Raw genomic sequence first — 22967 nt, forward strand, 5'->3', positions numbered from 1 at the left:
AAAAGCCTCGTCGAACCTTCACGGCTGAATTTAAACATCAACTTATTCAGCAATGCCAGCAGCCAGATACATCAGTGGCCAAGGTCGCAATGCAACATCAGATCAATGCCAATCTGTTGCATAAATGGATTCGTCAATCCAGATCAATACCCCCTGCATTAACAACCCCATCTAGTCCACAGACTGACTTTCTTCCGGTCATGCTTCACCCGACTCCAGCCAAACAAGACGCACCTCCGCTATCTGTTCCGGAGAAGAATACTGTCGCTCATATCAGAATTCCACTGCATCAGAAACAATGTTCTGCAAGAGATCAGGTGATCGAAATCGAATGGCCAGTGGAATCGGCCAAGGAGTTGCTGCTTTTACTTCAGGGCTTGATCAAATGATCCGTATCGATGAAATCTGGCTCTCTACCCAGCCGATGGACATGCGTGCGGGTATGGATACGGCTATGGCGCAGATCATGAAAGCCTTTGGCTACATTAAACCGCATTGTGCTTACCTGTTCTGTAATAAACGTGGCCATCGCATGAAAGTGCTGGTACATGATGGACTGGGCATCTGGCTGTGTGCCCGGCGGCTGGAACAGGGAAAATTCCACTGGGCGCAGGTTCACCAGGGTGAAAGCATGGCGATCAGTCCGGAACAGTTACAAGCACTGATCCAGGGTTTGCCCTGGCAGCGCATTGGACGACAGCAGGTGGTGACGATGCTTTAAACCAGGCTGGTCCATTCTGCTATTCTCCAAACGTTCTATTTCCTCTGCGTCATGACCTCAGGCATACTGCGGTCATGAATACGCTGCCAGACTTAAGCCAACTGACCCATGAACAACTGCTGGAATTTACCAGACAGTTGGCAATGCAGCATCAGTCTCTGGCACAATCAAATCAAGAATTAGAAAAATCAAACCAGCAATTGGATGCCAAAGTTCAACATCTTTCTATTCTCAATCAAAAATACGAGCATGAACTGGCGCTGTTTAAACAGCACAAATTCGGTAGTAAAAACGAACATCTCACCGCAAAACAAATCCATCTGTGGGATGAGGCGGTCGAAGAAGATATCACAGCAGTCGATCTGGAACTGGAGCGGCTGAATGCAGATAAAACCGATGCAGCGACACACAAAGCCAAAGCAAATAAACCTAAACGTCGACTGCTGCCCGATCATCTACACACCATTCGTATTGAGCATGAACCAACATCAACCCAATGTGCTTGTGGCTGCCAACTCCGTCGTATCGGCGAAGATATCAGTGAAAAACTGCATTTCAGACCGGCACAGTTCTATAAGGAACAGCATGTGCGTGGCAAATGGGTCTGTGATCAGTGTGACACCCTGACTCAGCAAGCGATGCCCGCCTATGTGATTGATAAAGGCATTGCTTCACCTGAACTGCTCAGCCATGTGCTGGTCTCGAAATACGCTGATCATTTGCCGCTGTACCGTCAGCGCCTGATCTATCAGCGGGCGGGCATTGATCTGTCCAGATCTACTTTATCTGACTGGATTGGTCGCTGCGGTGTGGAACTGGAACCTCTGGCCAATGCCTTAAAACAGGTGGTGCTGCAACAGCGGGTGCTGCATGCAGATGAAACACCAGTCACCATCATGCGGATGGGTGAGAATGATAAAAAACCGAAGAAAGGTTATGTCTGGGCCTATGCCACTACACAGTACAATCCAGTTCAAGCCGTGATCTATGACTTTCAGGATAGTCGTTCAGGTCAGCATGCAGAAGAGTTCCTGAATGGCTGGCAGGGCCATCTGGTCTGTGATGATTACAGCGGTTATAAAGCACGCTTTAAATCAGGCGATGTCATTGAGGTGGGCTGCATGGCACATGCACGTCGTAAATTTCATGAACTGCATGTGACCGGGAAAAGTCAGATCGCTGAACAGGCATTAGTGCTGATTCAGAAACTGTATGCGATAGAAGCAGAACTCAGGAAAAAGACCGATGGTACAGCAGAACAGCGCCGCGAATACCGACAACAGCATAGTCAACCGGTGATGCAACAACTGTATGAATGGCTCAACCAACATCAACTGACTGTGCCATCGAGTTCTCCAACCGCCAAGGCGATCAATTACACTCTGAAGCGTTGGCCAGCTTTAAGCCGCTATCTGGATGATGGCAATCTACCGATTTGCAATAACTGGGTGGAAAACCAGATGCGCCCCTGGGCGTTGGGACGTAAGAACTGGTTATTTGCAGGTTCGCTGCGCAGCGGTCAGCGAGCAGCCAATATTATGACATTAATCCAGTCAGCAAAGCTGAATGGGCTGGATCCGTATGCCTATTTAAGTGATGTGCTGAAAAGATTGCCGACACATAAAGTGACTCAGATTGAAGAATTGCTACCACACCGCTGGAAACCTGAACCGAATTAAAAAATAGGCATGGGGTTCAGCGGACGCTTACGGTGATTCCACCAAGAAAGAATGTAAAACCATGGAAAGATCAACAAGCAAGGTCTATAGAGCGCAATGAGTTATTGAAAACAGTCAAACAGCTAGGAAGATCACTTTGGAAAAAATGGTCCGGTTATCATAGTCGAAGTTTGGTTGAAACCAAGATGCATTGCATCAAATTATTAGGTGATAAATTAACGGCTAGGAGTTTCCCTAGTCAGGTGAACGAGATTCATGCACGTGTAGCAGTATTCAACAGATTTACAGAATTAGGTCGCCCTCATACCTAAGTTGCCACTTAAATTTGGCTCACTTAGCTTAGCTCTGTCTTTCAAGTATTTATGCAACAAATCCTACCTAAGTTGTCACTTGAGTTTGGCTCAATTAGGGGAGTATTGCCTTTCAAATCTTTGTGCAATAAAGCCGTTTAAAATAAGTAAATATTAAAAATAATCACAAAAAATTCATGCCGATATTTGTATGCTTTCAGCGAATCAAAATCGATTCAAATTTTATAAGTGAGTTGATAAAATTTATTGCAGCTTAAGGGGCTCATAAAATCAGCTTTTACAATTTTTTTGATTAAAGATGAGAATGAAGTGAATCAATTTTCTGAACAAGACTTATCAAGAGTTATAGAAATGGCTTGGGAAGATAGAACCCCTTTTGAAGCCATCCACCGTGAATATGGTTTAAATGAAACGACAGTAATCAGCTTAATGCGGAAAAACTTGAAAACGTCGAGTTTTATAATATGGCGTAAAAGGGTTGCTGGACGTAAAACTAAACATTTGCAGTTACGTTCGCCAGATGTAATTCGGGCTTATTGCTCAAGACAGTATAAACGGTTTTAAATATTTGATTTTAAGTGTTGTTGAGTTTGGTTATTACATCGTTAAGGAAAATATCCCACTTCCTTGCAGCAGCGTAGCCATTTGTTTCAACAGCTCAATGTGAGAAAGTAGCTCATTCAGATATTTTTTGACAGACGTTATTGCTTCATCATTTATCACTTGTTAACCCAACTGAGATGATACTGATAATGGAAGGGGGATATTGCTTACTTTAAAGTTGTTCAATTCATTGAATACAGTATTCAGATTTTATTATTTAGTCAGCGACGTATGGAATAACAGTTGTAAATGATGCATAAGGTGATTTTAAGCGAGAAGTCAGCCTAGCGTATTTCTAATCCAATACTACTGAATCAAATTATGTAATCTTCACGTTTTGTTCACATCTACCTACGTTATCTTAGATACATAATTAAAGAAGGCTTTAAAATGAATATTCTATCAAAGGTAATTGCGGGTACAGCATTAGGGATTAGCTTAAGTCTATCAACTGCTGCTCAAGCAGAAACAAGTGCGCCCCAAGCAGTAAACAAAGTTGATATTCAGCGTTATGCAGGTCAATGGCATGAAATTGCCCATTTACCTATGTATTTTCAACGTAAATGTGTTGCAAACACCAAAGCACAATATACAGTTAATCCTGACAAAACTATGACTGTATTAAACAGTTGTAGTACTAAAGATGGTGGAAAAATTAACTCGGAAGGTGTGGCTTATTCTCAAAATGAAGGGAATAGCAAACTGAAAGTGAGTTTTTTACCTAAAGGCTTAAGATGGATGCCATTTACGAAAGGTCATTACTGGGTTCTTCGTATAGACCCTGAATATAAAGTTGCACTTGTAGGTGGACCAAGCGATAAATATTTATGGATTTTGTCGCGTGATGCTCAAATTGATGATGCGACATATCAGTCTTATTTAAATACTGCAAAGCAATATGGTTATGATGTTGAGAAATTGATTAAAACTCCACAACAACCTTAATTTGTATAATTTTCTCTTTTATAGGCCGAACTCATGTTTTTTTAGTTCGGTTTTTTTATTTCAGACTTTCGCTTCACATAAAATTCATCTTTTTATCACTAAACTTATGAAAATGAACACAATAATTTGAACTAGGAATGATTCATGTTGAATAGTCTGATGCGATGGATAGATAGTTGGTCGATGCCTACATCTATACAAACCATTTCAGCTGGAAATGCAAAAATTCAATGGGTTCGAATTATTCCATTTATTTTACTGCATTTAGCTTGTTTGGCTGTGTTTTGGGTGGGTGTGTCGTGGTTTGCGCTGTGTTTTATGCTGGCGTTTTACATCATTCGCATGTTTTCAATTACTGCATTTTTCCACCGATATTTATCGCATAAAACATTTCAAACTTCTCGAGTTATTCAATTTATATTTGTCTTAATTGGAACAATGAGCGCACAGCGTGGACCTTTGTGGTGGGCAGCACATCATCGCTATCATCATCGTTTTACAGACACAGAGCAGGATCCACACTCATCGACATATGGTTTTTGGTACAGCCATGTGGGGTGGTTCTTAAATGACTATAACTTTGCCACGCGTAAAGAAGTAATTAAAGATTGGTTGAAATATCCAGAACTTATTTGGCTAGATCGGTTTAGTATGCTTGTGGTGTTACTGACTGCGGGCTCAATTTATCTATTGGGTGAGTGGTTGGCTATTGCACATCCTCATCTTGGAACATCGGGCTTACAACTTCTGGTTTGGGGTTTTGTTGTATCTACAGTTTTGCTAATTCATGCAACTTTATGTATTAATTCTTTGGCACATCTTTATGGTCGCCGTGATTTTGATACTCAAGATCAGAGCAGAAACAATTTATTTTTATCCATTATTACTTTAGGTGAAGGTTGGCATAATAATCATCATTTTTATGCTGGAAGTACACGCCAAGGTTTTTATTGGTGGCAAATTGATGTGACTTATTACATTTTAAAAATTATGTCTTGGTTTGGTCTAGTTTGGGGAATGAAACCAGTTCCTGTACGAATTTACGAAGTAAGTAAGATTTCTCAAAAGAGAATACTTAACAAAGACACGACAAGCATCAAAAACAATGAATCTGGGGAAGTATGATGAAAATTGCCATTATTGGTTCAGGAATTTCTGGATTGTATGCCGCTTTGAAATTAAGCAAAACTCATGAAGTCACGGTGTTTGAAAAAAACTCATATTTTGGTGGGCATACAGATACGCATAAACTCAATATTAACGGTGAAAAAGTTTCCGTAGATAGCGGATTTATTGTTTTTAATGATCATAATTATCCGCTGTTTAGCCAAATGATTGCGGAGCTTGGCGTAGAAGCCCAAAGCAGTAATATGGGATTTTCTGTAAATAATCAAGTGACGGGTTTGCAATATAATCCTTCAAAAAAGTTTTCTTTATTGTGTCGTCCACAAAATTTTCTCAATGCCAATTTCCGCAATATGCTGTCGGATTTATTTAAATTTTATGCAGCGAATAAAGACTTTGATTTAAGTAGTTACGATGCAGATTTAAGCATTGAAGAATATTTAAATAAAAATGCTTATAGCGAAGCATTTCGTCAAGAACATCTGTATCCAATGTGTGGTGCGCTTTGGTCTTGCCCGCCAGAGCAAGCAGGAGAAATTCCATATAAATTTGTTGTGAGCTTTTTTCAGCACCATAGAATGCTTCAACTTAAAGATCGACCATTATGGCAAACTGTGAAAGGTGGTTCTGCGACCTATGTTCGTGCAATACAAGCACAATGTAAAAATATTCAATTTAAACAAGTTGGTGTGACTTCTGTTACACGTTTAAAAGATGAAGTGTTAATACAAACAGATGATGCAACGGAACAATTTGATTGGGTTGTTTTTGCCAGTCATGCAGATGACACGCTTGCTTTAATGCAAGATGCGACAGAACTTGAACAAGATGTGCTTGGGCATTTCAAATATCAGAATAATCGCATGGTTGTGCATTGTGATACGAATATTATGCCGAAATCGAAGCGACAGTGGGCAAGTTGGCATGTTCATGTGACTCAAAGTAAGTCGTCAGAGCAAACGCCATTCCAAAACTCGAATATCCATTACGGTTTTAGTTATTGGATGAATAAGTTGCAGAACTTAAAGTGCAAAACACAAATCTTCTCAACGCTAAACCCAAACTTCGATATAGATACGAAATATATTTTTGTAGAAAGACATTATCGACATCCTGTATTTGATGCAAAAGCTATTGATGCTCAGTCACGTTGGATGGAAATTAATGGGCAAAATCGAAGTTCATTTTGTGGTGCATATTGGGGTTGGGGTTTCCATGAAGATGGTGCACGTAGTGCTTCTTGGGTGGTAGATGACATTCTTAAAACTACACAAGTAGTAGCATCACATGCATAGATATAGTCTGGCAATTGCACAAAGTCATATTCGGCATAGACGTTATTTGCCAAAGTCACATGAGTTTTCTGCGCAGCTCAAATATCTATGCTTTGACCCAGATAAAATTGAGGAATTCAGTCAAAAATCATGGTTATGGTCAATAAAGCGATGGAATGTTTTGACCATAAATGAACATGATTTTTTAAATATTGAATCGGGGAATATTCGTCAGAAAGTTCAACGAATTTTACTTAAAAACAATGATTTTATTGTTAAGCCAGATATGGAAATTCGAGTTGTAGCGTTACCTCGAACACTCGGTTTTCGCTTTAATTCTGTTGTGTTTTATGTGGTCTTTGATAATGCCAAAACACCTTGCTTTGTATTAAGTGAAATTACCAATACACCTTGGAATGAACGCAAAGTTTATATTCATGACTGTCGTGAAAATGCAGTGCAGAATTCCTCATATCAAAGTCATCAATTCGAATTTAAAAAAGAGTTTCATGTTTCACCATTTATGCCGATGGATTTAGATTACCGCTGGCAATTTAGCTTTTCCGAAGAGCAGACCATCATTCATATGCAGTTGTTTCAAACGGGTGTTTTACAGTTTGACGCAACCATGCAGTTTTCATTACAGCCCATCACACTTCCTTCACAACAGACGCATTATGCTATTTCAAGTGTGCTGGAGCCATTCAAAATGGTGATAGGAATTTATACAAATGCCTTTCGTTTATGGAAGAAGAAAATTCCTTTTTATCGGCACCCTAAAAAAGACAATGGAAAGATTAAACTATGAAGACACTTGTTATGAGTGAATCAGATTCACTACCAGTTGTTTTACGTCATTTACTTAAATTACGTCATGGTCAAATCATATTTAAAGGGGTTTGGAATGGCAAGGTTGGTGAACAAAGTGATTTAAAGGCAATTATTCATGTTCACGATAAAAAATTGATTGAATTGTTGTTTCGTAATGGTGTGTTAGGTGCAACAGAAGGTTTTATTTCGGGATATTGGACAAGCGAAAACTTAGTTGAAGTGGTTCAGATTTTGGCACGCAATAGAGATGTGCTTGATCGAATGAATCAAAATGTATTTTCTAAAGCAAGTCAATTGTTTTTGAAGGCTTGGTACAGCAGTCGTAAAAACTCAATTGAGGGAAGTCGTAAAAATATCGCAGATCATTATGATTTAAGTAATGAATTTTTCAAATTATTTTTAGATCCAAGCATGATGTATTCAAGCGCTGTTTTTAAAGACCCAGAGATGACTTTAGAGCAGGCTTCAGATTATAAAAAAGAACTTATTTGTCAGAAACTTCAACTAAAACCACTCGATCATTTAGTTGAAATTGGTAGTGGTTGGGGTGGCTTTGCAATTTATGCGGCACAGCATTATGGCTGCAAAGTGACGACTATTACAATTTCGCAAGCACAATACGACGAAGCTGTTAAACGTGTAGAAGAAGCAGGTCTTTCACATCGTGTTGAAATTCAGCTTAAAGATTATCGTTTGTTAGAAGGTAAATACGACAAACTAGTTTCAATTGAAATGATTGAAGCCGTTGGAGAACAGTATTTATCAATCTATTTCAAACAGTGTCGTCAACTGCTCAAACCAAATGGTCTTGCACTTATTCAAGCTATTACCATTGAAGATGCCCGTTATGAAAAAGCGCTAAAAACCATTGATTATATTAAGCGTTATATTTTTCCAGGTAGTTTTATTCCATGCATTAGCATGATGACTCAAGCAGCATCTGAACAAAAATTACGTTTAAAACATTTAGAAGATATTGGTCAAAGTTATGCACAAACATTGCATTATTGGCGTGATGCATTCCTTGCACAACGTGAACAAGTTTTAGCTCTCGGTTTTGATGAAGACTTTATTCGCATGTGGGATTTTTACCTGTGTTACTGCGAAGGTGGTTTTAAAGAAGGTGTGATTAGTGATGTTCACTTGCTGTTTGAGGCAAGTTCTTATTAATGCATTGGCTGAATCAGATGAATCGGGAGTAGCGCATGTTCATTAATTTTATATGGCTCAATATTTTTCTGATGCTTTGTGCTTGGTTATGGGTGAGCTATAACAAACGTGCAGGTTTAGTTGATGTAATTTGGGCATTTGGTATTGCACTTAATGTAATTTTAGCATCGCTAATATTTGAAACAGCACCGCTTATTGTTCGAGTATTTTTAGCTGTTGCAAGCGGAATATGGTTTCTTCGATTAGCTTGGCATTTATTACGTCGTTATTTTCATGAAGCTGAAGAAGACACCCGTTATGCCAACATGCGCCGTGCAATGGGTAAATATCAACATCTTGGTTTTTTAGCTTTCTTTTTATTCCAAGCAGGGCTGATTGTTCTTTTTTCTTATCCAATGTTGGCATTGTTAAATATACCAATGGAGCAGTGGAATTCATCAACCACAATTTACCTTGTAATTGCTGCAATCATTATGTCGGTGGCATTTTGGGGTGAAAGTTTGGCAGATGAACAATTGTATCGCTTTAAACAAAATCCTGAAAATAAAGCGAAAACAATGGATCAAGGATTATGGCATTATTCGCGTCATCCTAATTATTTTTTTGAATGGTTACATTGGTTTGCTTATCCAGTTATTGGTTTAGCGGCTGGTGTATATAGTCTTTGGATCTATCCAATTCTAATGTTGTTGTTTTTATATTATTTGACAGGCATTCCATTTAGTGAACAACAAGCCTTGAAACATCGTGGTGACAATTACAAAGATTATCAAAGACGCACTTCTATTTTTATTCCGTGGCAACCCAAAGAGTAGGTAAACAAATGGACTTTATGATTCAACAAATTTTAAAGCTAATTGAAAGTGGAAAAATTCCAGATCAAGCAATTCGTGCTGCAATTCGTACATTAAGTAAAAAGCGTCTTACTCAAGAAGGTCGTTATGATCCTGAACTGGCTGCAAAGCGATATATGGAAGTTTTACACATGCTTGAAAGCAGTGAAATTGCCATAGAAACAGATAAAGCCAATGAACAGCACTACGAATTGCCAACTGAATTTTTCCAAGCAGTTCTGGGTAAGCGTTTAAAATATAGCGCAAGTTTATTTAATAAGGCATCTACGACCTTAGATGAAGCAGAAGAGTTTGCTTTAGCAACGTATTGTGAACGTGCACAATTACAAGATGGACAAGCGATTTTAGAAATTGGTTGTGGATGGGGTTCGCTCAGTTTATGGATGGCGGAGCATTATCCAAATGCGAAGATCACCGTCGTTTCAAACTCTTCAACACAGCGTACTCATATTCAAGAACAGGCACGCCTGAAGAACTTTAATAATTTGACGGTAATTACTTGCGATGTAAATGTTTTAGAACTTGAAAAAGCATCTTTTGATCGTGTTGTATCGGTTGAAATGTTTGAGCATGTGCGTAATTATCAAAAGTTATTTGAAAAGATTAGCACTTGGCTAAAACCCGATGGTTTACTTTGGTGTCATATTTTCTGCCATCGTTTTTTACATTATCCATTTGAAATTAAAAATGAATATGATTGGATGTCTAAGTACTTCTTTAGTGGAGGTCTAATGCCATCAACATCTACCTTCTTGCACTTTCAAAATCATTTACAGCTTGAACAGCACTGGCAATGGTCAGGTCAGGCATATGAGCGAACAGCAAATGCTTGGTTAGATAATATGGATAAGCAAGAACAAAGTCTTAAACCGCTATTTGAAAAGACTTACGGTAAAGATGCTCAAGCTTGGTGGCAGCGTTGGCGTATTTTCTTTATGGCATGTGCTGAATTATTCGGTTTAGATCAAGGTCGCGAATGGGTAATTGGTCACTTCTTGTTTAAGAATAAAGCGGTATAATCATTAAATATTTTTATTAAAAATCAATGGAGAGATGAGTTTATGTTGAAGCTATTTCGCAAAAAACGTGCTCATCCCTTAGGTGAGGTTTTTAATAGATATTACTGGTTACAAATAGGATTTATTGCACTTTCAGTTGTGATTGGTATTGCGTGTAGTGCGTGGGTGATTAAAGGAACATTGCTAAAAACTGCCTTAGAACAGGAAATGGCGCATTATTGGGAGCGTTTGGAGCGGAATCCGAATGCAGATTTACCCGATACGAAAAACTTATACGGGTATCGTTGGGAAAAAGACGTACCCGCTAAGTTTCAAAACATGCATTTAAATTATGGTGTAAGTCGTTATTTTATTGATGGTAAAGACCGTATGACTGTGTATGGAGAGCGTAATGGTCAGCATGTTTTTTTAGTCTTTGGTGAAAGCAACGTTAATAAGCTTGTTTGGTTATTTGGTCTTGCACCACTTATGGTTAGCTTATTTGTTTTATATAGCTTGCTTTGGTGGTGGAACCGTAGAGCAAGACGCTATTTTTCTCCAATTACACGTTTAGCTAATGCTTTAGATAATATTGATTGGGAACATCAAAATAAAGAAGCATCTCCATTTCAAGGCATTAGTACAGATTCCAATATGGAAGCTGAATATTTAAAACAAGCTTTGGAAAAATATCATCAAGTTTTAAGTGAGTTTATTAACCGTGAACGTGAATTTACGGGAGATGTAAGTCACGAGCTAAGAACACCACTGACAATTTTAAAAGGTAATGTGCAGTTGTGTCAGACGCGTTATGGCGAAAGCAAATCGTTTACACGGTTGCATAATACAATTGAAGATATGCAATTGTTGGTAGATACACTTTTAGCAATTGCACGAAATACAACAAATACATTGGTGGCTGAAGAAGAAAGACTTTCAGACTTTTTAAATGACCTAGTTCAAGATTTAAATTCTTCAAGTCAGCTAAAAGGCATTCAAATTAATTTGAAAATTGATGAAGATGAAAAGCTACGTAAAATTTATCCATCTATGAGCAAAATGGTGTTTGGAAATATTTTGCGTAATGCCTTAAATTATTCTCAAGGTTCACAAATAGACCTTATTTTACAAAAGAATAAAGTTCTTATTGCAGATAATGGCATTGGTATTCCATTACCAAATGATGCAAAAGTGCAGGAGTTGTCTGGACTTCAATTGCAATTAGAGGTTAAAGGTCATGGAATTGGTTTACAGTTGGTGCAAAAGCTTTGTAAACAATTAGGCTGGCGTGTTGAATTGTTTGATCGTCAATATTATTTACATACACATCATGATTTAGATTTAGAAAACACCACAGGTTTAATTGTGGTTGTGTATTTGAATCAATAGAAGATAGTATTTGAAGTGATCTACAGTTTTAATCAGCTATAGATTTAAGTTTCTGTAGAAATTTTTAGTCCAACACCTGAAACTGTCTGAATTAGTTTTTGCTCAAAAGGTTTATCAATCATTTTACGAAGGTTATAAATATGACTTCGTAAAGCATCACTTTCAGGTTCTTCATCGCCCCAAAGTTCCATCATTATTTCTTGTTTAGTTAAGATATTTGGTGCATTTCGTACAAGAAGTTTAAGCAATTTGAACTGAATAGGTGGCAACTCAATCACTTGCCCAGCTCGATTTACATATTGGCGCGCAGGGTCTAAAATTAAATCTGAAATTCTAAGTTCACGATTTGAAACTTCACCTAATGAGCGTTTAATTAAAGCTTTAACACGCATCACTAATTCATTAAAGTCAAAAGGCTTAACTAAGTAATCATCTGTACCAGATTTAAAACCTTTCAGTTTGTCATCTAAAGTGTCACGTGCTGTGAGCATTAATACAGGAATATCCATACTTTCTTGATTACGCAACCATTCACACAAATCATAGCCAGAACCATCAGGTAGGTTAATGTCTAGAAGGAGCATGTGATAGGGACGTTGTTTTAGTAAATTACGTGCTGCATCTAAATTACGTGCATGATCGACCACAAAATCATGTTCTTCTAAAAATTCACATAATGTAGATGCTAATTCGTGATGATCTTCGACCATAAGAATAAAATGCTTTGACATAAATTTTGCTTCTGCACTTAATTTAACAATTGTTGTTTTAATTTAGCACTAAATGGCGCTTTGCCGAGCCAAATTACGAAATATTGTTGGATTTGTTGATCTTTAATTTTACCCAAAACACGATTATTTAAAGATAATATTAATGTTTGATTTGTATGAACGTAAGATAATTTATATACATCACCTTTTTTTACTGGACGATAAAGTGCCGTAACTTGGTGAAGTACTGAATCATCTTTTAAGTTATTCATATTTTTTTTCAGAAAATGCGTTGCAGCACGTTTAAAAGCCCATTCAGGAATATTTTCAGTATAGTTAAATTCCATCTGAATATTTTGTCCTAACCAAGGCTTATTGCAATTTTCAGCTGCGTAAGTTGCTGTACCTACAATTTTTTTACTCACAAGTAATTCACCATTACCACACTGTTTTTCAGTTTTTGCAAAGCTAGGCATACTGATAGCGGAGGCTATCAGTATGCTAGAAATTAAGGTGATTTTTTGAAAGGGAGTAGCCATGAGTAAGTACCTCCTACATACGGTAATGAACGGTATAAGCCATCAGCTGGATCCCAGAAATCTTGCTGGAAAATAATTTTATTATTTTCATTAATTTTCATTTCACTAATACCATGAGATGCCATAGTGCGAGTTGTACCAAAAAAATTGAAGTCATACACCATAGACCAATGTACGTATGCTGAATCTTGATAATATGAAGTGTTAATAAGCTTAACCGTTACATTACTAACGCGTTTATTCATGCCTTTGAAATGCTCAACTAAGTCACTACGCGATGAAAATTGTGACAAAGTATCATTGATAAAGAGTTGCTCTGAATACAAACGACTGGCTTTTTCTACAAATTCTGGCGTACCCAGAGTATTAAAAGTCGAAGTAAATTGGGTGCCTATATTTAATGTGCTTGCTTCATTTAACATTACACCTTGGATATTGGCTCTAGCTTTTGCATACTCAGATGAGTAACTCGGAATACTTTGACATCCTGCTAAAAATAAGAGCGGTAAGAATAAGGCTGTTGCCATTATTGTTTTTACAAGTCTCATGATTACTGTCCGTATTAAGATTATGTTTATACTTTAGGCAGCATGCCGTGAAAAGAATGTGAAAATAGAAGTTATAGATGAGAAATTGAAGGCTTTATTGCACAAGCCAAGCCTAGAAGGTTTATTTAGCCATATAATTTCAATATGAATAAACCTACTCCTAAAATCTATGGCTCAACTAACAGGTCTTCCTATAATCGTGCCCTCATTAACCGAGGTAATATTTCCATTTGGTTTGATCCAAACAATCAATGGTATGTACAACCACAAGGCAAGCAAGGTCGAAATCAAACTTACTCTGATACTGCTATTCAATGCTGTTTAATGATTAAATCTTTATTCAGACTCTCTTTACGTATGGTCACAGGTTTTGTTCAAAGTCTAATTAAACTGTGTGGATTAAATTGGACAACTCCGAATATCAGCGATATTCGTACAGTACGCTTTGTCGAAGACAAAAACATATTGATATCGCGATTAGCTATCAAAAAAATAGTGATGGATTACATCTACTCGTAGACTCAACTGGCTTGAAGTTTCTAGATGAAGGTGAATGGAAACGTAAGAAATATGGACCTGAATATCGTCGTCAATGGCGTAAGCTTCATATTGGGATCGATGCTGAAACCCTTCAAATACGTGCACAACTCACGACAAATAATGTGAGTGATTCGCAAGTACTCGGTGATTTACTTGCTCAAATTCCGTTAGATGAACGAATTGATTCGGTCTATACCGACGGTGCTTATGATACGAAGTACTGTAAACAAGTCATTTTAGATCGAGATGCACATGCGATCATTCCGCCAAGAAAAAATGCAAAACCATGGAAAGATCAACAAGTAAGGTCTATAGAGCGGAATGAATTACTAAAAACAGTGAAACGTTTAGGAAGAACGTTTTGGAAAAATGGTCTGGTTATCATCGTCGAAGTTTGGTTGAAACTAAGATGCATTGCATCAAATTATTAGGCGATAAATTAATAGCAAGGAGTTTTCCTAGTCAGGCAAGTGAGATTCATGCACGCATAGCTGTATTGAATAGATTTACAGAATTAGGTTGTCCTCTCATACCCAATTGTCACCTGAGTTCTGTTCAAATGAGCAGAGTGCTGTCTTTTAAATCTTTGTGCAACAAAGCCAGCCATCCAACGTTAGGATTTGAACTTGGGTACTGATTTTAACACGCATGAATCAAATATGAAATGCAATATTATAACATTATATTTTATTCACCGTAATGCTCATTTTTTCAATTTATATTTCTGTTTTGGACTCTTCGGTTTATCAGGGAGAGTCCGTTCAAGTAAACCAGCTTCCAATGCGGGATTTAAATAATTTTTTTGAAATGTTGCACGGTGTGATAAATCTAATAACGACATGAGTTCACTCAAGCTATATTCTTTATGCTCCATCTTTTCAAAAGACGCTTAACTGAATCGCTAACTTGAGCGGTGTCTTGGTCGCTTGCACTAGATGCCACAATAGCATCTAGAATCATTTGTAAAATAAATTCGATAAATGGTGCAGAATCAGTACGGTCTGTGCTTGCTTGAAGTGCATCATAGGACGCTTTTTAATTTTGGTAGATTAAGCTTTCAATAGGAATATTCAGAAAAATAGGATTCCATTGACTCAAAATCAAAGTTTGCCATAAACACTCCATACGTCCATTTCCATCAGCAAATGTATGTATGAACTCAAATTCATAATGAAAAATTGAACTTTTAATCAAAGGGTGTTCGTAATCAGCAGCCAACCAATGCAATAAATCGTTCATTAAACGATTGACCTGATTTGCAGGTAGAGCCATATGTACAACTGACTGACATATATGTCATCATTTATATAACAAATATACATGGGTTTTTATGAAAATCTCACCAAGCAAAAGCCTTTTTTATTATTTATTAATTTTTATAAGTAGCCAATCAATCTATGTTTTACGTATTTTTTCTAATTTTTTAGCAAGATTAGTTAACTTATTAAAAATAAGTAAAACATCACAAACCATTAGATTAAATGTAAATATTGCTTTTCCTGAACTAAGTAAAACAGAACGTGAAAAAATTATTCAGAAAGCTATTCATAATGAAATAACTTCTTATTTTGAGTTTTTTAGTATTTGGGGAGCCAACTCTAAAAAAAACCTAGCTCGTATTTCAAATATATATGGAGAAAACTTGCTAATACAAGCTTTAAAAAAGAAACAAGGGCTTGTACTTCTTCTACCTCACTTTGGTACTTGGGAAATTCTAACCACTTATATTTCTCAATTTACTGAATTAACAATCATGTATCAACCTGTAAAAAATCAAACAGCAGATCATTTTTTACGTCAAGCACGTAGCAGAGAACCTGCAAACTTAGTTCCAACAGATGAAAATGGTGTTCGACAAATTTTTAAAGCTTTAAAAAATAATGGTGCAACTATAATTCTTCCAGATCATAGTCCACACCATCTAAGTACTTTGATTCCTTATTTTGGCATACCACTTTCATCTAGTAATCTTAGTTCAAAGCTTATTCAAAAAACAAAAGCCAAAGCATTGTTTTTATATGCAATACGTAACAAAGAGGGGGGATTTGATATACATATCGAAACGATAAATGAAGCAATATATACAAATTCAGCTAATAATGGCACTACCATTATTCATCAAAAACTAGAAAGTCTTATTCAACGCCATCCTGCACATTATCATTGGAGTTATAAACGCTTTAAAGCCAATCCTAAACTGTATGATCTTTACAATATTCCACATGAAGAGGCTCTTGATAAAATTAAAGAAAGTCGCTCTCTAAAAATCTAAGGATATTTAATCAAACAGAAATAATGATTAAAGTTTAATCAGAATCAAGCTTTACTGTTAATTATCAATAAACCATGTGTTAAAAACACCCACAATATCTGTGGGTAACAGTGCATTTAATATTAATTTGCTACTTTATTAATCGATTTGTTTAATAAATCAACTTATTTTTAATAAAGTTTGCTATATAGCTCAAGCAAGCGTATAACAACATACATTGATGCGGGATGGAGCAGTCTGGTAGCTCGTCGGGCTCATAACCCGAAGGTCGTTGGTTCAAATCCAGCTCCCGCTACCACTAATAGATTCAGAGTTTACAGCCTAATCTACACATACAGATTAGGCTTTTTTTATTTAATTGATATTAATTTAAATAATATCTGTTATACTCACCCTAGAATTATAATTTTATTGTTTACTAATTTTATTTTGTTTAGATCTAAATCAAATCTTTCATTTTATTACAAAGTCTAGCTTCAAAATTATTTTCTAATTATTAATTACATAATATAGGAAATAAACTATGTCTAATTTAACAACTGGTACTGTAAAGTGGTTTAACGAAACTAAAGGTTTTGGTTTTATTGCTGCAGATAGTGGCCAAGATGTATTCGCACATTTCAGTGAGATTCGCGCAACAGGTTTCAAAAATTTAGCTGAAGGTCAACGTGTAGAGTTTAATATGCAGCAAGGCCAAAAAGGCATGCAAGCTAGCAATATTGTTGCTATCTAATGAATACCTTTTTGGTTGAAGTTAAAGATCAATTTAATAAGAAGTATTCTGTAAAGGGTACTTTTCATCACCAGATAACAGAGGCAACAAAGTCTAAAGAAAATATTAAGTTTATTACTGTAAATGATGAAGAAATCAAACCTAGTTTTGATTTACATTTCCATAGTATAGATTCTGGAAAAATCTTTAAACTAATTTAAAATATATCAAAAACAAATGTTTAATGTATCTTAAAAGCTGTTATTCTACACTAGATCGAATCCGTGAGCGGTACGGAAGTGTTTAGGTTGTTAACGGAATTGCGTATTCTTTAGAATCAAATATTTTAATAGTTGATTCGTCCTAAACAGTTAACGCAGAGTATGAATTCGCACCATACCGATCGACTAAGTCCACAGCTATCCGTGGACTTTTTTAATTATTTTAAAAAATTAATGCTAATGTAAAATTGTAATTTGAATTGTAGGCATATGCCTCTTTGATATCAGTATAGATCCTCTCTGATTTTTAAATATTTATATTATTTCTACTTTTACATGAGCTCAAATATGAGTGAATGAAAATGAATATGTCTAATGGTTGGACTACGGCAAAAGCAGTGAATGGAGATACCATTCGAATTAATATTATTCCTTTTGAAAAAGAACAAAGTACAGTTTTAGGTAAAATTCTTGTAGAAGTATCGAAACAGGTTCAAATCGAATCGGGAGAGAAATTTCATATCAATTTAGATGGCCGTTCTTTTTTCTTGGGAACAAATAAGCTATACAAAATTAAAGGCTTCTGTTGCTAAAAATATCAATAGTAAATTTACGCACTAGAATATGAGGTATGGCTGTCATTATACCTATATACCCTATACGAAAAAGCCAGACAGAATATCTGGCTTTTTATTGTCTAAATTTAGTGTTATAACCCATTTAAAGTGTCTATATTCTCACCAATAAAAATGTTTATGTGTGCTAATAACAGGAGGTTTTCACTTAGGAGCTTCTAGGCAGCTAACTGATAAAAGTCATCTGCTATTTGATTCGGTGTCTTAAAATTCAGACCTTTTTGACTTCTACTTTGATTAGGCTTTGTTGCACAAACCTAGCTTAGAAGGTTTATTCAGCAATATAATTTTAGAATGAATAAGCATACTCCTAAAATCTATAGCTCAACTAACAGGTCTTCCTATAATCATGCTCTTATTAATCGTGGAAATATTTCCATTTGGTTTGATCCCTCTACTCAATGGTATGTACAATCAGAAGGCAAGCAAGGTCGAAATCTGATGTATGCTGAAAAAACAGTTGATCTTATATACTCAATACAACTCGATATGGTTTAAATCCCTCTAGTACAGCCTCGGAAACCAATTGAATAAAGGCTTCAGTTTTTCCATAAGCCATCCATTGATCCAAAGCCTCATAATAAGCCAACCTATTTTCAACTGTGATAACACAGGGTGGATAACCAACTTTAAGTAATTCAAGGTTCATCAAGAGACGCGATGTACGTCCATTGCCATCAATAAATGGATGAATACCAACAAAATCTGCATGCACTTTAGCTGCACGTTCAACAGGATGACGTTTATGTACTTCTGTATTGTACCAATCGAATAGCGGTGCAAGTTTGTTACTTAAAGATGTATAGTCAGACAGAGTACTCTGATAGTATAAATCGTTGAGATTATTTGAAGTGATTAGATGAATGTTAAAAATTTGTTCTGTTGAAAAGTTTTCTTTTTTACAAATGATGCTTCGAATGTAATTAATCGCTTTTTTTTGATTAATGACATGTAAATGATCCTCTAGGGTTTTACCCCCTACAGCAATTCCCTCTAAAACTACTTTAGTTTCAAGTAGACTGAGTTTATTGCCTGAGATGGCATTCGAGTTATAGATCAAGCGTAGAAAAAGATCTTCTTCAATATTACTTGATGTAAAGCTTGACAAAGGTCTGCGCTGATCTAGCCTATATTTAAGGTCATCTATAAGGGTAAACAAATATAAAATCTCGGTGTATTCATCACGACTTTGAAAATTTGTATTTTTAGAGTTTAATTAAACAAAACTTTATACGCTATTTAGGGATCTAATGCGATATCAACCGCCTTATACCATTACTTCAAAAATTATTCACTTGGTATCACAGATCAGTGAATCAATAGGGCGTTTGACTGCATTAATTCAGATTGAAGACAGTCTGAAGTTGCGTAAAGCAAATCGTATTCAAACCATTCAAGGCTCTTTGGCGATTGAGGGAAATACCCTTAGTACGGAACAAATCACCGCTATTCTAAATGGTAAGCCTGTAATTGCTCCGCCTAAAGAAGTACAAGAAGTACGTAATGCACTAAAAGCATATGAAGAAATTCACAATTGGCATCCTGAGTTTGAGCATGATTTACTCCAAGCACATCAAACCTTAATGGCAGGCTTAATTGATGAGGTAGGGCAGTATCGCCATGGTGGTGTAGGTGTGATGTCAGGTGATCGAGTTGTACATATGGCTCCACCTGCAAATCAAGTTAATCGTTTAATGGGTGATTTATTACATTGGTTGGCTGAAGGGAATGAACACCCTTTGATTAAAAGCTCAATTTTTCATTATGAATTTGAGTTCATACATCCATTTGCAGATGGCAATGGGCGTATGGGGCGTTTATGGCAAACTTTAATTTTGAGTCAATGGAATCCTATTTTCCTAAATATTCCTGTTGAGAGCTTAATCTATCAAAACCAAAAATCGTACTATGATGCCCTTCGGGCAAGTACAGATCGTGCTGACTCTGCACCATTTATAGAGTTTATTTTGCAAATGATTCTAGATGCTATCGTAGCATCTAGTTCAAGCGATCAAGACACCGCTCAAGTTAGCGATCAAGATACCGTACAAGCTAGCGATCAAGTTAAGCGTCTCATTGAAAAGATGGAGCATAAGGAATATAGCTTGAGTGAACTTATGTCGTTATTAAATTTATCACACCGTGCAACATTCCAAAAAAACTATTTAAATCCTGCATTGGAGGCGGGTTTACTGGAAAGAACGCTCCCTGATAAACCAAAGAGTCCAAAACAGAAATATAAATTGAAAAAATGAGCATTAAGGCGAACAATTTGTAATGTTATGATGTTGCATTTTGTATTGGATTCACGTGTGCTACAATTAAGTACCCAAATTCAAATCCAAGAAGGGCTTTGTTGCACAAACCTAGCCTTAGACGCTTATTTAGTAATATCATTTCAAAATGAATAAGCCTGCTCCAAAAATCTATCGTACAACAAATTGGTCCTCATATAACCGTGCTCTAATAAATCGTGGAAATATTTCCATTTGGTTTGATCCCTCTACTCAATGGTATGCTCAACAACAGGGTAAACACGGAAGAAATCAAACCTATTCTGATGCAGCTATTCAGTGCTGTTTAATGATCAAATCTCTATTCCGTCTGTCTTTACGTATGGTCACTGGCTTTGTGCAAAGTCTGATTAAACTTTGCGGATTAAATTGGACAGCTCCGAATATCAGCGATATTCGTACAGTACGCTTTGTAGAAGACAAAAGCATATTGATATTGCAATCAGATACCAAAAAAGTAGCGATGGGCTCCATCTACTCATGGACTCTACAGGCATGAAGTTTCTAGGTGAAGGTGAATGGAAACGTAAGAAACATGGGGCTGAATATCGTCGCCAATGGCGTAAACTTCATATTGGGATCGATGCTGAAACCCTTCAAATACGTGCACAACTCACGACAAATAATGTGAGTGATTCGCAAGTACTCGGTGATTTACTTGCTCAAATTCCGTTAGATGAACGATTTGATTCGGTCTATACCGACGGTGCTTATGATACTAAGTACTGTAGACAAGTCATTTTAGATCGTGATGCACATGCCGTAATTTCTCCAAGAAAAAATGCAAGGCCATAGAAAAATAAGAAATTGGGAGCTTTAGAGAAAAATGAATTATTGAAAACAGTCAAATGTCTAGGAGGAACGTTTTGGAAAAAGTAGTCTGGCTATCATTGGCGCAGTTTGGTTGAAACTAAGATGCATTGCATCAAATTATTAGGCGATAAACTCAGTGCAAGGAATTTTGACAGTCAGGTCAATGAAATCCCTGCACGTATAGCCACATTAAATAAATCTACAGAATTAGGCCGACCTCATACCCGAGTTGCCACTTAAATTTGAGCAATGTGGGTAAGCTTTACCTTTAAAATCCTTATGCAACAAAGCGGTTTACCAAGAAAAATTTTCATTTTATTAACATACAATATTATGAAAAGAGATCTATTTATTGAGAGTAATACCAGTTAACACAGGCATTCGCCAAAATTTGTGTCGTATCAAAACTCACATCTAAAATTGGCGATTGAATTGCATGTAAGCCCAAAGGGATTTCTGTACAAGCTAAAATAATTGAAGCCGCACCTGAGTCAATTAAACGCTGACTTAAATCTTGAAAAACTATACCTGCTTTTTCTATTTCATTGCGTTTTACCGCATAGACAGCAGGCATCAATTCTTCTTCAATCTCTTGATCATAATTGATGACAAAAGGAATGTCATATTTGCTAAGTTCATGTTGATATAGCTCAGTTGAAAGTGCACCTTTAGTGGCTAAAATACCAACTTTATCGCCCTTTTTATGGCGTTTTAAAATCTGCTGTACGGTAATTTCAACCATATTTAAGATTTCAATCGAGCTGTGTTGCTGTAAATTTGCATGCCAAAAATGCGCTGTATTACATGGAATAGCCACTTTAGAAACTCCACTGCATTCTAGAATTTTTAAGCCATGTAACATTGCATTTAACGGACTTTCCCCTTGGTTTTTAAGGGCAAGTTGTCTATCAGGAATTCCACCATGATTCCATACAATGGTTGGAATATGTTCCTGATCTTTACTTGCAGGGCTTGCACCGAGCAGGCGCTGTTGAAAATCAACCGCAGCACCTGGCCCCATGCCTCCCAAAATTCCGAGTGTTGGAAGTTCTGAAAAATTAGTCATCTTACAAACGGTATGCATCTTTTTCAGAGAATGTAGAACGGTAGCCGAATAGACCTACGGAACCACCTGTGTGAAGGAAAATCACTTTGTCATCTTTAGTGAAATGACCTTGGCGAATAAGACCAACTAAGCCTGCAAAGCCTTTACCTGAGTAAACAGGGTCAAGCAAAATACCTTCTGTGCGTGCAAGTAATTCAACCGCTTCAATCATGCTATCTGTTGGAATACCATAGCCATCACCAACGTAGTCGCTGTTCGCAACAACTTTTTCACGTGCGATTAAATCTGCGCTTAAACCAAGATGTTCTAAAGTCGTACGAGCAAGTTTATAAACATTTTCTTCTTGTTTAGATTTTTCAGCACGAACGGCTTTGTTGCACAAAGATTTGAAATGCAAAGCGCACCTAATTGAGCCAAATTTAAGGCGTAACTTGGGTAAGTGGTCGACCTAATTCCGTAAATCTGTTAAGGACTGCTACACGTGCATGGATCTCATTCACTTGGCTATCAAAACTCCTTGCACTGAGTTTATCTCCTAATAATTTGATGCAATGCATCTTAGTTTCAACCAAACTTCGCCGATGATAGCCTGACCATTTTTTCCATAGTGTCCTGCCTAAACGTTTAATTGTTCGAAGTAATTCATTTCGCTCTAGCGAGCTACTCTTTGTATCTTTCCATGGTTTCGCATTTTTTCTAGGTGGAATCACCGCATGC

Annotated in this window: 22 protein-coding genes, 1 tRNA gene and 6 pseudogenes; 21 read left to right on the forward strand and 8 right to left on the reverse strand. The window is 36.7% G+C overall.

What is annotated here, in order from left to right; all coding sequences use genetic code 11:
- The 13 genes and pseudogenes from tnpA to AC5YDH_RS13225 all read left to right on the forward strand — a co-directional run.
- Positions 1 to 389 (forward strand): IS66-like element accessory protein TnpA (gene tnpA / locus AC5YDH_RS13165; protein ID WP_496119876.1); only part of this gene is annotated, 389 nt, incomplete at its 5' end.
- The gene (gene tnpB / locus AC5YDH_RS13170) at positions 386 to 721 is read left to right on the forward strand and encodes an IS66 family insertion sequence element accessory protein TnpB (RefSeq protein WP_496118774.1); all 336 of its coding nucleotides are present in this window, start codon (positions 386 to 388) and stop codon (positions 719 to 721) included. The genes tnpA and tnpB, both read left to right, overlap by 4 nt.
- A 74-nt stretch (positions 722 to 795) precedes the next feature.
- A complete protein-coding gene (gene tnpC, locus AC5YDH_RS13175; protein ID WP_496118776.1) occupies positions 796 to 2400 on the forward strand; it encodes an IS66 family transposase in 1605 nt (534 codons plus the stop codon).
- 32 nt (positions 2401 to 2432) lie between these two features.
- Positions 2433 to 2711: pseudogene (locus AC5YDH_RS13180) on the forward strand (transposase); the annotation flags it as partial.
- A gap of 309 nt (positions 2712 to 3020) precedes the next feature.
- Complete coding sequence (locus AC5YDH_RS13185; protein ID WP_496120162.1) at positions 3021 to 3275, forward strand: TIGR03643 family protein; 255 nt, start codon at positions 3021 to 3023, stop codon at positions 3273 to 3275.
- A gap of 429 nt (positions 3276 to 3704) precedes the next feature.
- Positions 3705 to 4259, forward strand: coding sequence for a lipocalin family protein (locus tag AC5YDH_RS13190; RefSeq protein ID WP_496120164.1), 555 nt, complete (start codon positions 3705 to 3707; stop codon positions 4257 to 4259).
- 144 nt (positions 4260 to 4403) lie between these two features.
- Positions 4404 to 5384 carry an acyl-CoA desaturase gene (locus tag AC5YDH_RS13195; RefSeq protein ID WP_496120166.1) on the forward strand — a complete coding sequence of 327 codons (981 nt, stop codon included), beginning with the start codon at positions 4404 to 4406 and terminating at the stop codon, positions 5382 to 5384.
- Positions 5384 to 6679, forward strand: a complete 1296-nt coding sequence (locus AC5YDH_RS13200; protein ID WP_496120193.1) for an NAD(P)/FAD-dependent oxidoreductase — start codon at positions 5384 to 5386, stop codon at positions 6677 to 6679. The genes AC5YDH_RS13195 and AC5YDH_RS13200 overlap by 1 nt, the downstream gene beginning before the upstream one ends.
- The gene (locus AC5YDH_RS13205; protein WP_496120168.1) at positions 6672 to 7466 is read left to right on the forward strand and encodes a DUF1365 domain-containing protein; all 795 of its coding nucleotides are present in this window, start codon (positions 6672 to 6674) and stop codon (positions 7464 to 7466) included. The genes AC5YDH_RS13200 and AC5YDH_RS13205 overlap by 8 nt, the downstream gene beginning before the upstream one ends.
- Positions 7463 to 8659 (forward strand): class I SAM-dependent methyltransferase, encoded by a 1197-nt coding sequence (locus AC5YDH_RS13210; protein ID WP_496120170.1) that lies wholly within the window; start codon positions 7463 to 7465, stop codon positions 8657 to 8659. The genes AC5YDH_RS13205 and AC5YDH_RS13210 overlap by 4 nt, the downstream gene beginning before the upstream one ends.
- Positions 8660 to 8694: 35 nt before the next feature.
- On the forward strand, positions 8695 to 9474 hold the full coding sequence (locus AC5YDH_RS13215; RefSeq protein WP_496120171.1) for a DUF1295 domain-containing protein: 780 nt from the start codon (positions 8695 to 8697) through the stop codon (positions 9472 to 9474).
- Between the two features lie 8 nt (positions 9475 to 9482).
- The gene (locus tag AC5YDH_RS13220; RefSeq protein WP_496120173.1) at positions 9483 to 10532 is read left to right on the forward strand and encodes an SAM-dependent methyltransferase; all 1050 of its coding nucleotides are present in this window, start codon (positions 9483 to 9485) and stop codon (positions 10530 to 10532) included.
- A 42-nt stretch (positions 10533 to 10574) separates the two neighbouring features.
- Complete coding sequence (locus tag AC5YDH_RS13225; protein ID WP_496120174.1) at positions 10575 to 11900, forward strand: sensor histidine kinase; 1326 nt, start codon at positions 10575 to 10577, stop codon at positions 11898 to 11900.
- A gap of 44 nt (positions 11901 to 11944) precedes the next feature.
- On the opposite strand, the gene AC5YDH_RS13230 is transcribed toward AC5YDH_RS13225, so the two are convergent.
- The 3 genes from AC5YDH_RS13230 to AC5YDH_RS13240 are packed head-to-tail and all read right to left on the reverse strand — an operon-like array spanning position 11945 to position 13697.
- Positions 11945 to 12631, reverse strand: a complete 687-nt coding sequence (locus AC5YDH_RS13230; protein WP_496120176.1) for a response regulator transcription factor — start codon at positions 12629 to 12631, stop codon at positions 11945 to 11947.
- A 17-nt stretch (positions 12632 to 12648) separates the two neighbouring features.
- A complete protein-coding gene (locus AC5YDH_RS13235) occupies positions 12649 to 13149 on the reverse strand; it encodes a chalcone isomerase family protein (protein ID WP_496120178.1) in 501 nt (166 codons plus the stop codon).
- Complete coding sequence (locus tag AC5YDH_RS13240) at positions 13119 to 13697, reverse strand: nuclear transport factor 2 family protein (protein WP_496120180.1); 579 nt, start codon at positions 13695 to 13697, stop codon at positions 13119 to 13121. Before AC5YDH_RS13240 ends, AC5YDH_RS13235 begins: the two co-directional genes overlap by 31 nt.
- 144 nt (positions 13698 to 13841) lie before the next feature.
- On the opposite strand from AC5YDH_RS13240, the pseudogene AC5YDH_RS13245 reads away from it, so the two are divergent.
- Positions 13842 to 14819 (forward strand): annotated as a pseudogene (locus AC5YDH_RS13245) (IS5 family transposase).
- 121 nt (positions 14820 to 14940) lie between these two features.
- Here the strand turns inward: AC5YDH_RS13245 and AC5YDH_RS13250 are convergent.
- A pseudogene (locus AC5YDH_RS13250) lies at positions 14941 to 15518 on the reverse strand (Fic family protein); the annotation flags it as partial.
- Between the two features lie 49 nt (positions 15519 to 15567).
- On the opposite strand from AC5YDH_RS13250, the gene AC5YDH_RS13255 reads away from it, so the two are divergent.
- The 5 genes and pseudogenes from AC5YDH_RS13255 to AC5YDH_RS13275 form a co-directional block, all read left to right on the forward strand.
- Positions 15568 to 16509: a lysophospholipid acyltransferase family protein gene (locus AC5YDH_RS13255; protein ID WP_496120182.1), complete on the forward strand. Its 942-nt coding sequence runs from the start codon at positions 15568 to 15570 to the stop codon at positions 16507 to 16509.
- Between the two features lie 221 nt (positions 16510 to 16730).
- A tRNA-Met gene (locus tag AC5YDH_RS13260) sits at positions 16731 to 16807 on the forward strand.
- 225 nt (positions 16808 to 17032) lie between these two features.
- Positions 17033 to 17242, forward strand: a complete 210-nt coding sequence (locus AC5YDH_RS13265) for a cold-shock protein (RefSeq protein ID WP_496120184.1) — start codon at positions 17033 to 17035, stop codon at positions 17240 to 17242.
- A 562-nt stretch (positions 17243 to 17804) separates the two neighbouring features.
- Positions 17805 to 18035 carry a transposase gene (locus AC5YDH_RS13270; protein ID WP_496120186.1) on the forward strand — a complete coding sequence of 77 codons (231 nt, stop codon included), beginning with the start codon at positions 17805 to 17807 and terminating at the stop codon, positions 18033 to 18035.
- A 336-nt stretch (positions 18036 to 18371) separates the two neighbouring features.
- Positions 18372 to 18560 (forward strand): annotated as a pseudogene (locus AC5YDH_RS13275) (IS5/IS1182 family transposase); the annotation flags it as partial.
- Here the strand turns inward: AC5YDH_RS13275 and AC5YDH_RS13280 are convergent.
- Positions 18544 to 19236 (reverse strand): Fic family protein, encoded by a 693-nt coding sequence (locus tag AC5YDH_RS13280; RefSeq protein ID WP_496120187.1) that lies wholly within the window; start codon positions 19234 to 19236, stop codon positions 18544 to 18546. The pseudogene AC5YDH_RS13275 and the gene AC5YDH_RS13280 sit on opposite strands and share 17 nt — an antisense overlap.
- Before the next feature lie 91 nt (positions 19237 to 19327).
- Here AC5YDH_RS13280 and AC5YDH_RS13285 point away from each other — a divergent pair, with 91 nt between their 5' ends.
- Positions 19328 to 20332, forward strand: a complete 1005-nt coding sequence (locus tag AC5YDH_RS13285) for a Fic family protein (RefSeq protein WP_496120189.1) — start codon at positions 19328 to 19330, stop codon at positions 20330 to 20332.
- Between the two features lie 148 nt (positions 20333 to 20480).
- Positions 20481 to 21424, forward strand: a pseudogene (locus tag AC5YDH_RS13290) (IS5 family transposase).
- A gap of 109 nt (positions 21425 to 21533) precedes the next feature.
- On the opposite strand, the gene cuyB reads toward AC5YDH_RS13290, so the two are convergent.
- From cuyB to AC5YDH_RS13305, 3 genes and pseudogenes are all read right to left on the reverse strand, one after another.
- Entirely contained in the window at positions 21534 to 22250 is a 717-nt protein-coding gene (gene cuyB, locus AC5YDH_RS13295; protein WP_496120191.1) for a cysteate racemase, read from the reverse strand.
- Between the two features lies 1 nt (position 22251).
- Positions 22252 to 22620, reverse strand: a pseudogene (locus tag AC5YDH_RS13300) (pyridoxal-phosphate dependent enzyme); the annotation flags it as partial.
- Positions 22621 to 22669: 49 nt separating this feature from the next.
- The coding region (locus AC5YDH_RS13305) for a transposase (protein WP_279043810.1) at positions 22670 to 22967 on the reverse strand (298 nt) is incomplete at its 5' end.

The organism is Acinetobacter sp. FY683 (assembly GCF_059515885.1).

Excerpts from the sequence above, each read along its gene's own strand:
- tnpB (WP_496118774.1), top strand. The coding sequence starts at position 386 with ATGATCCGTATCGATGAAATCTGGCTCTCTACCCAGCCGATGGACATG.
- tnpC (WP_496118776.1), top strand. The coding sequence starts at position 796 with ATGAATACGCTGCCAGACTTAAGCCAACTGACCCATGAACAACTGCTG.
- AC5YDH_RS13190 (WP_496120164.1), top strand. The coding sequence starts at position 3,705 with ATGAATATTCTATCAAAGGTAATTGCGGGTACAGCATTAGGGATTAGC.
- AC5YDH_RS13195 (WP_496120166.1), top strand. The coding sequence starts at position 4,404 with ATGTTGAATAGTCTGATGCGATGGATAGATAGTTGGTCGATGCCTACA.
- AC5YDH_RS13200 (WP_496120193.1), top strand. The coding sequence starts at position 5,384 with ATGAAAATTGCCATTATTGGTTCAGGAATTTCTGGATTGTATGCCGCT.
- AC5YDH_RS13205 (WP_496120168.1), top strand. The coding sequence starts at position 6,672 with ATGCATAGATATAGTCTGGCAATTGCACAAAGTCATATTCGGCATAGA.
- AC5YDH_RS13210 (WP_496120170.1), top strand. The coding sequence starts at position 7,463 with ATGAAGACACTTGTTATGAGTGAATCAGATTCACTACCAGTTGTTTTA.
- AC5YDH_RS13215 (WP_496120171.1), top strand. The coding sequence starts at position 8,695 with ATGTTCATTAATTTTATATGGCTCAATATTTTTCTGATGCTTTGTGCT.
- AC5YDH_RS13220 (WP_496120173.1), top strand. The coding sequence starts at position 9,483 with ATGGACTTTATGATTCAACAAATTTTAAAGCTAATTGAAAGTGGAAAA.
- AC5YDH_RS13225 (WP_496120174.1), top strand. The coding sequence starts at position 10,575 with ATGTTGAAGCTATTTCGCAAAAAACGTGCTCATCCCTTAGGTGAGGTT.
- AC5YDH_RS13230 (WP_496120176.1), bottom strand. The coding sequence starts at position 12,631 with ATGTCAAAGCATTTTATTCTTATGGTCGAAGATCATCACGAATTAGCA.
- AC5YDH_RS13235 (WP_496120178.1), bottom strand. The coding sequence starts at position 13,149 with ATGGCTACTCCCTTTCAAAAAATCACCTTAATTTCTAGCATACTGATA.
- AC5YDH_RS13240 (WP_496120180.1), bottom strand. The coding sequence starts at position 13,697 with ATGAGACTTGTAAAAACAATAATGGCAACAGCCTTATTCTTACCGCTC.
- AC5YDH_RS13255 (WP_496120182.1), top strand. The coding sequence starts at position 15,568 with ATGAAAATCTCACCAAGCAAAAGCCTTTTTTATTATTTATTAATTTTT.
- AC5YDH_RS13265 (WP_496120184.1), top strand. The coding sequence starts at position 17,033 with ATGTCTAATTTAACAACTGGTACTGTAAAGTGGTTTAACGAAACTAAA.
- AC5YDH_RS13270 (WP_496120186.1), top strand. The coding sequence starts at position 17,805 with ATGAATATGTCTAATGGTTGGACTACGGCAAAAGCAGTGAATGGAGAT.
- AC5YDH_RS13285 (WP_496120189.1), top strand. The coding sequence starts at position 19,328 with ATGCGATATCAACCGCCTTATACCATTACTTCAAAAATTATTCACTTG.
- cuyB (WP_496120191.1), bottom strand. The coding sequence starts at position 22,250 with ATGACTAATTTTTCAGAACTTCCAACACTCGGAATTTTGGGAGGCATG.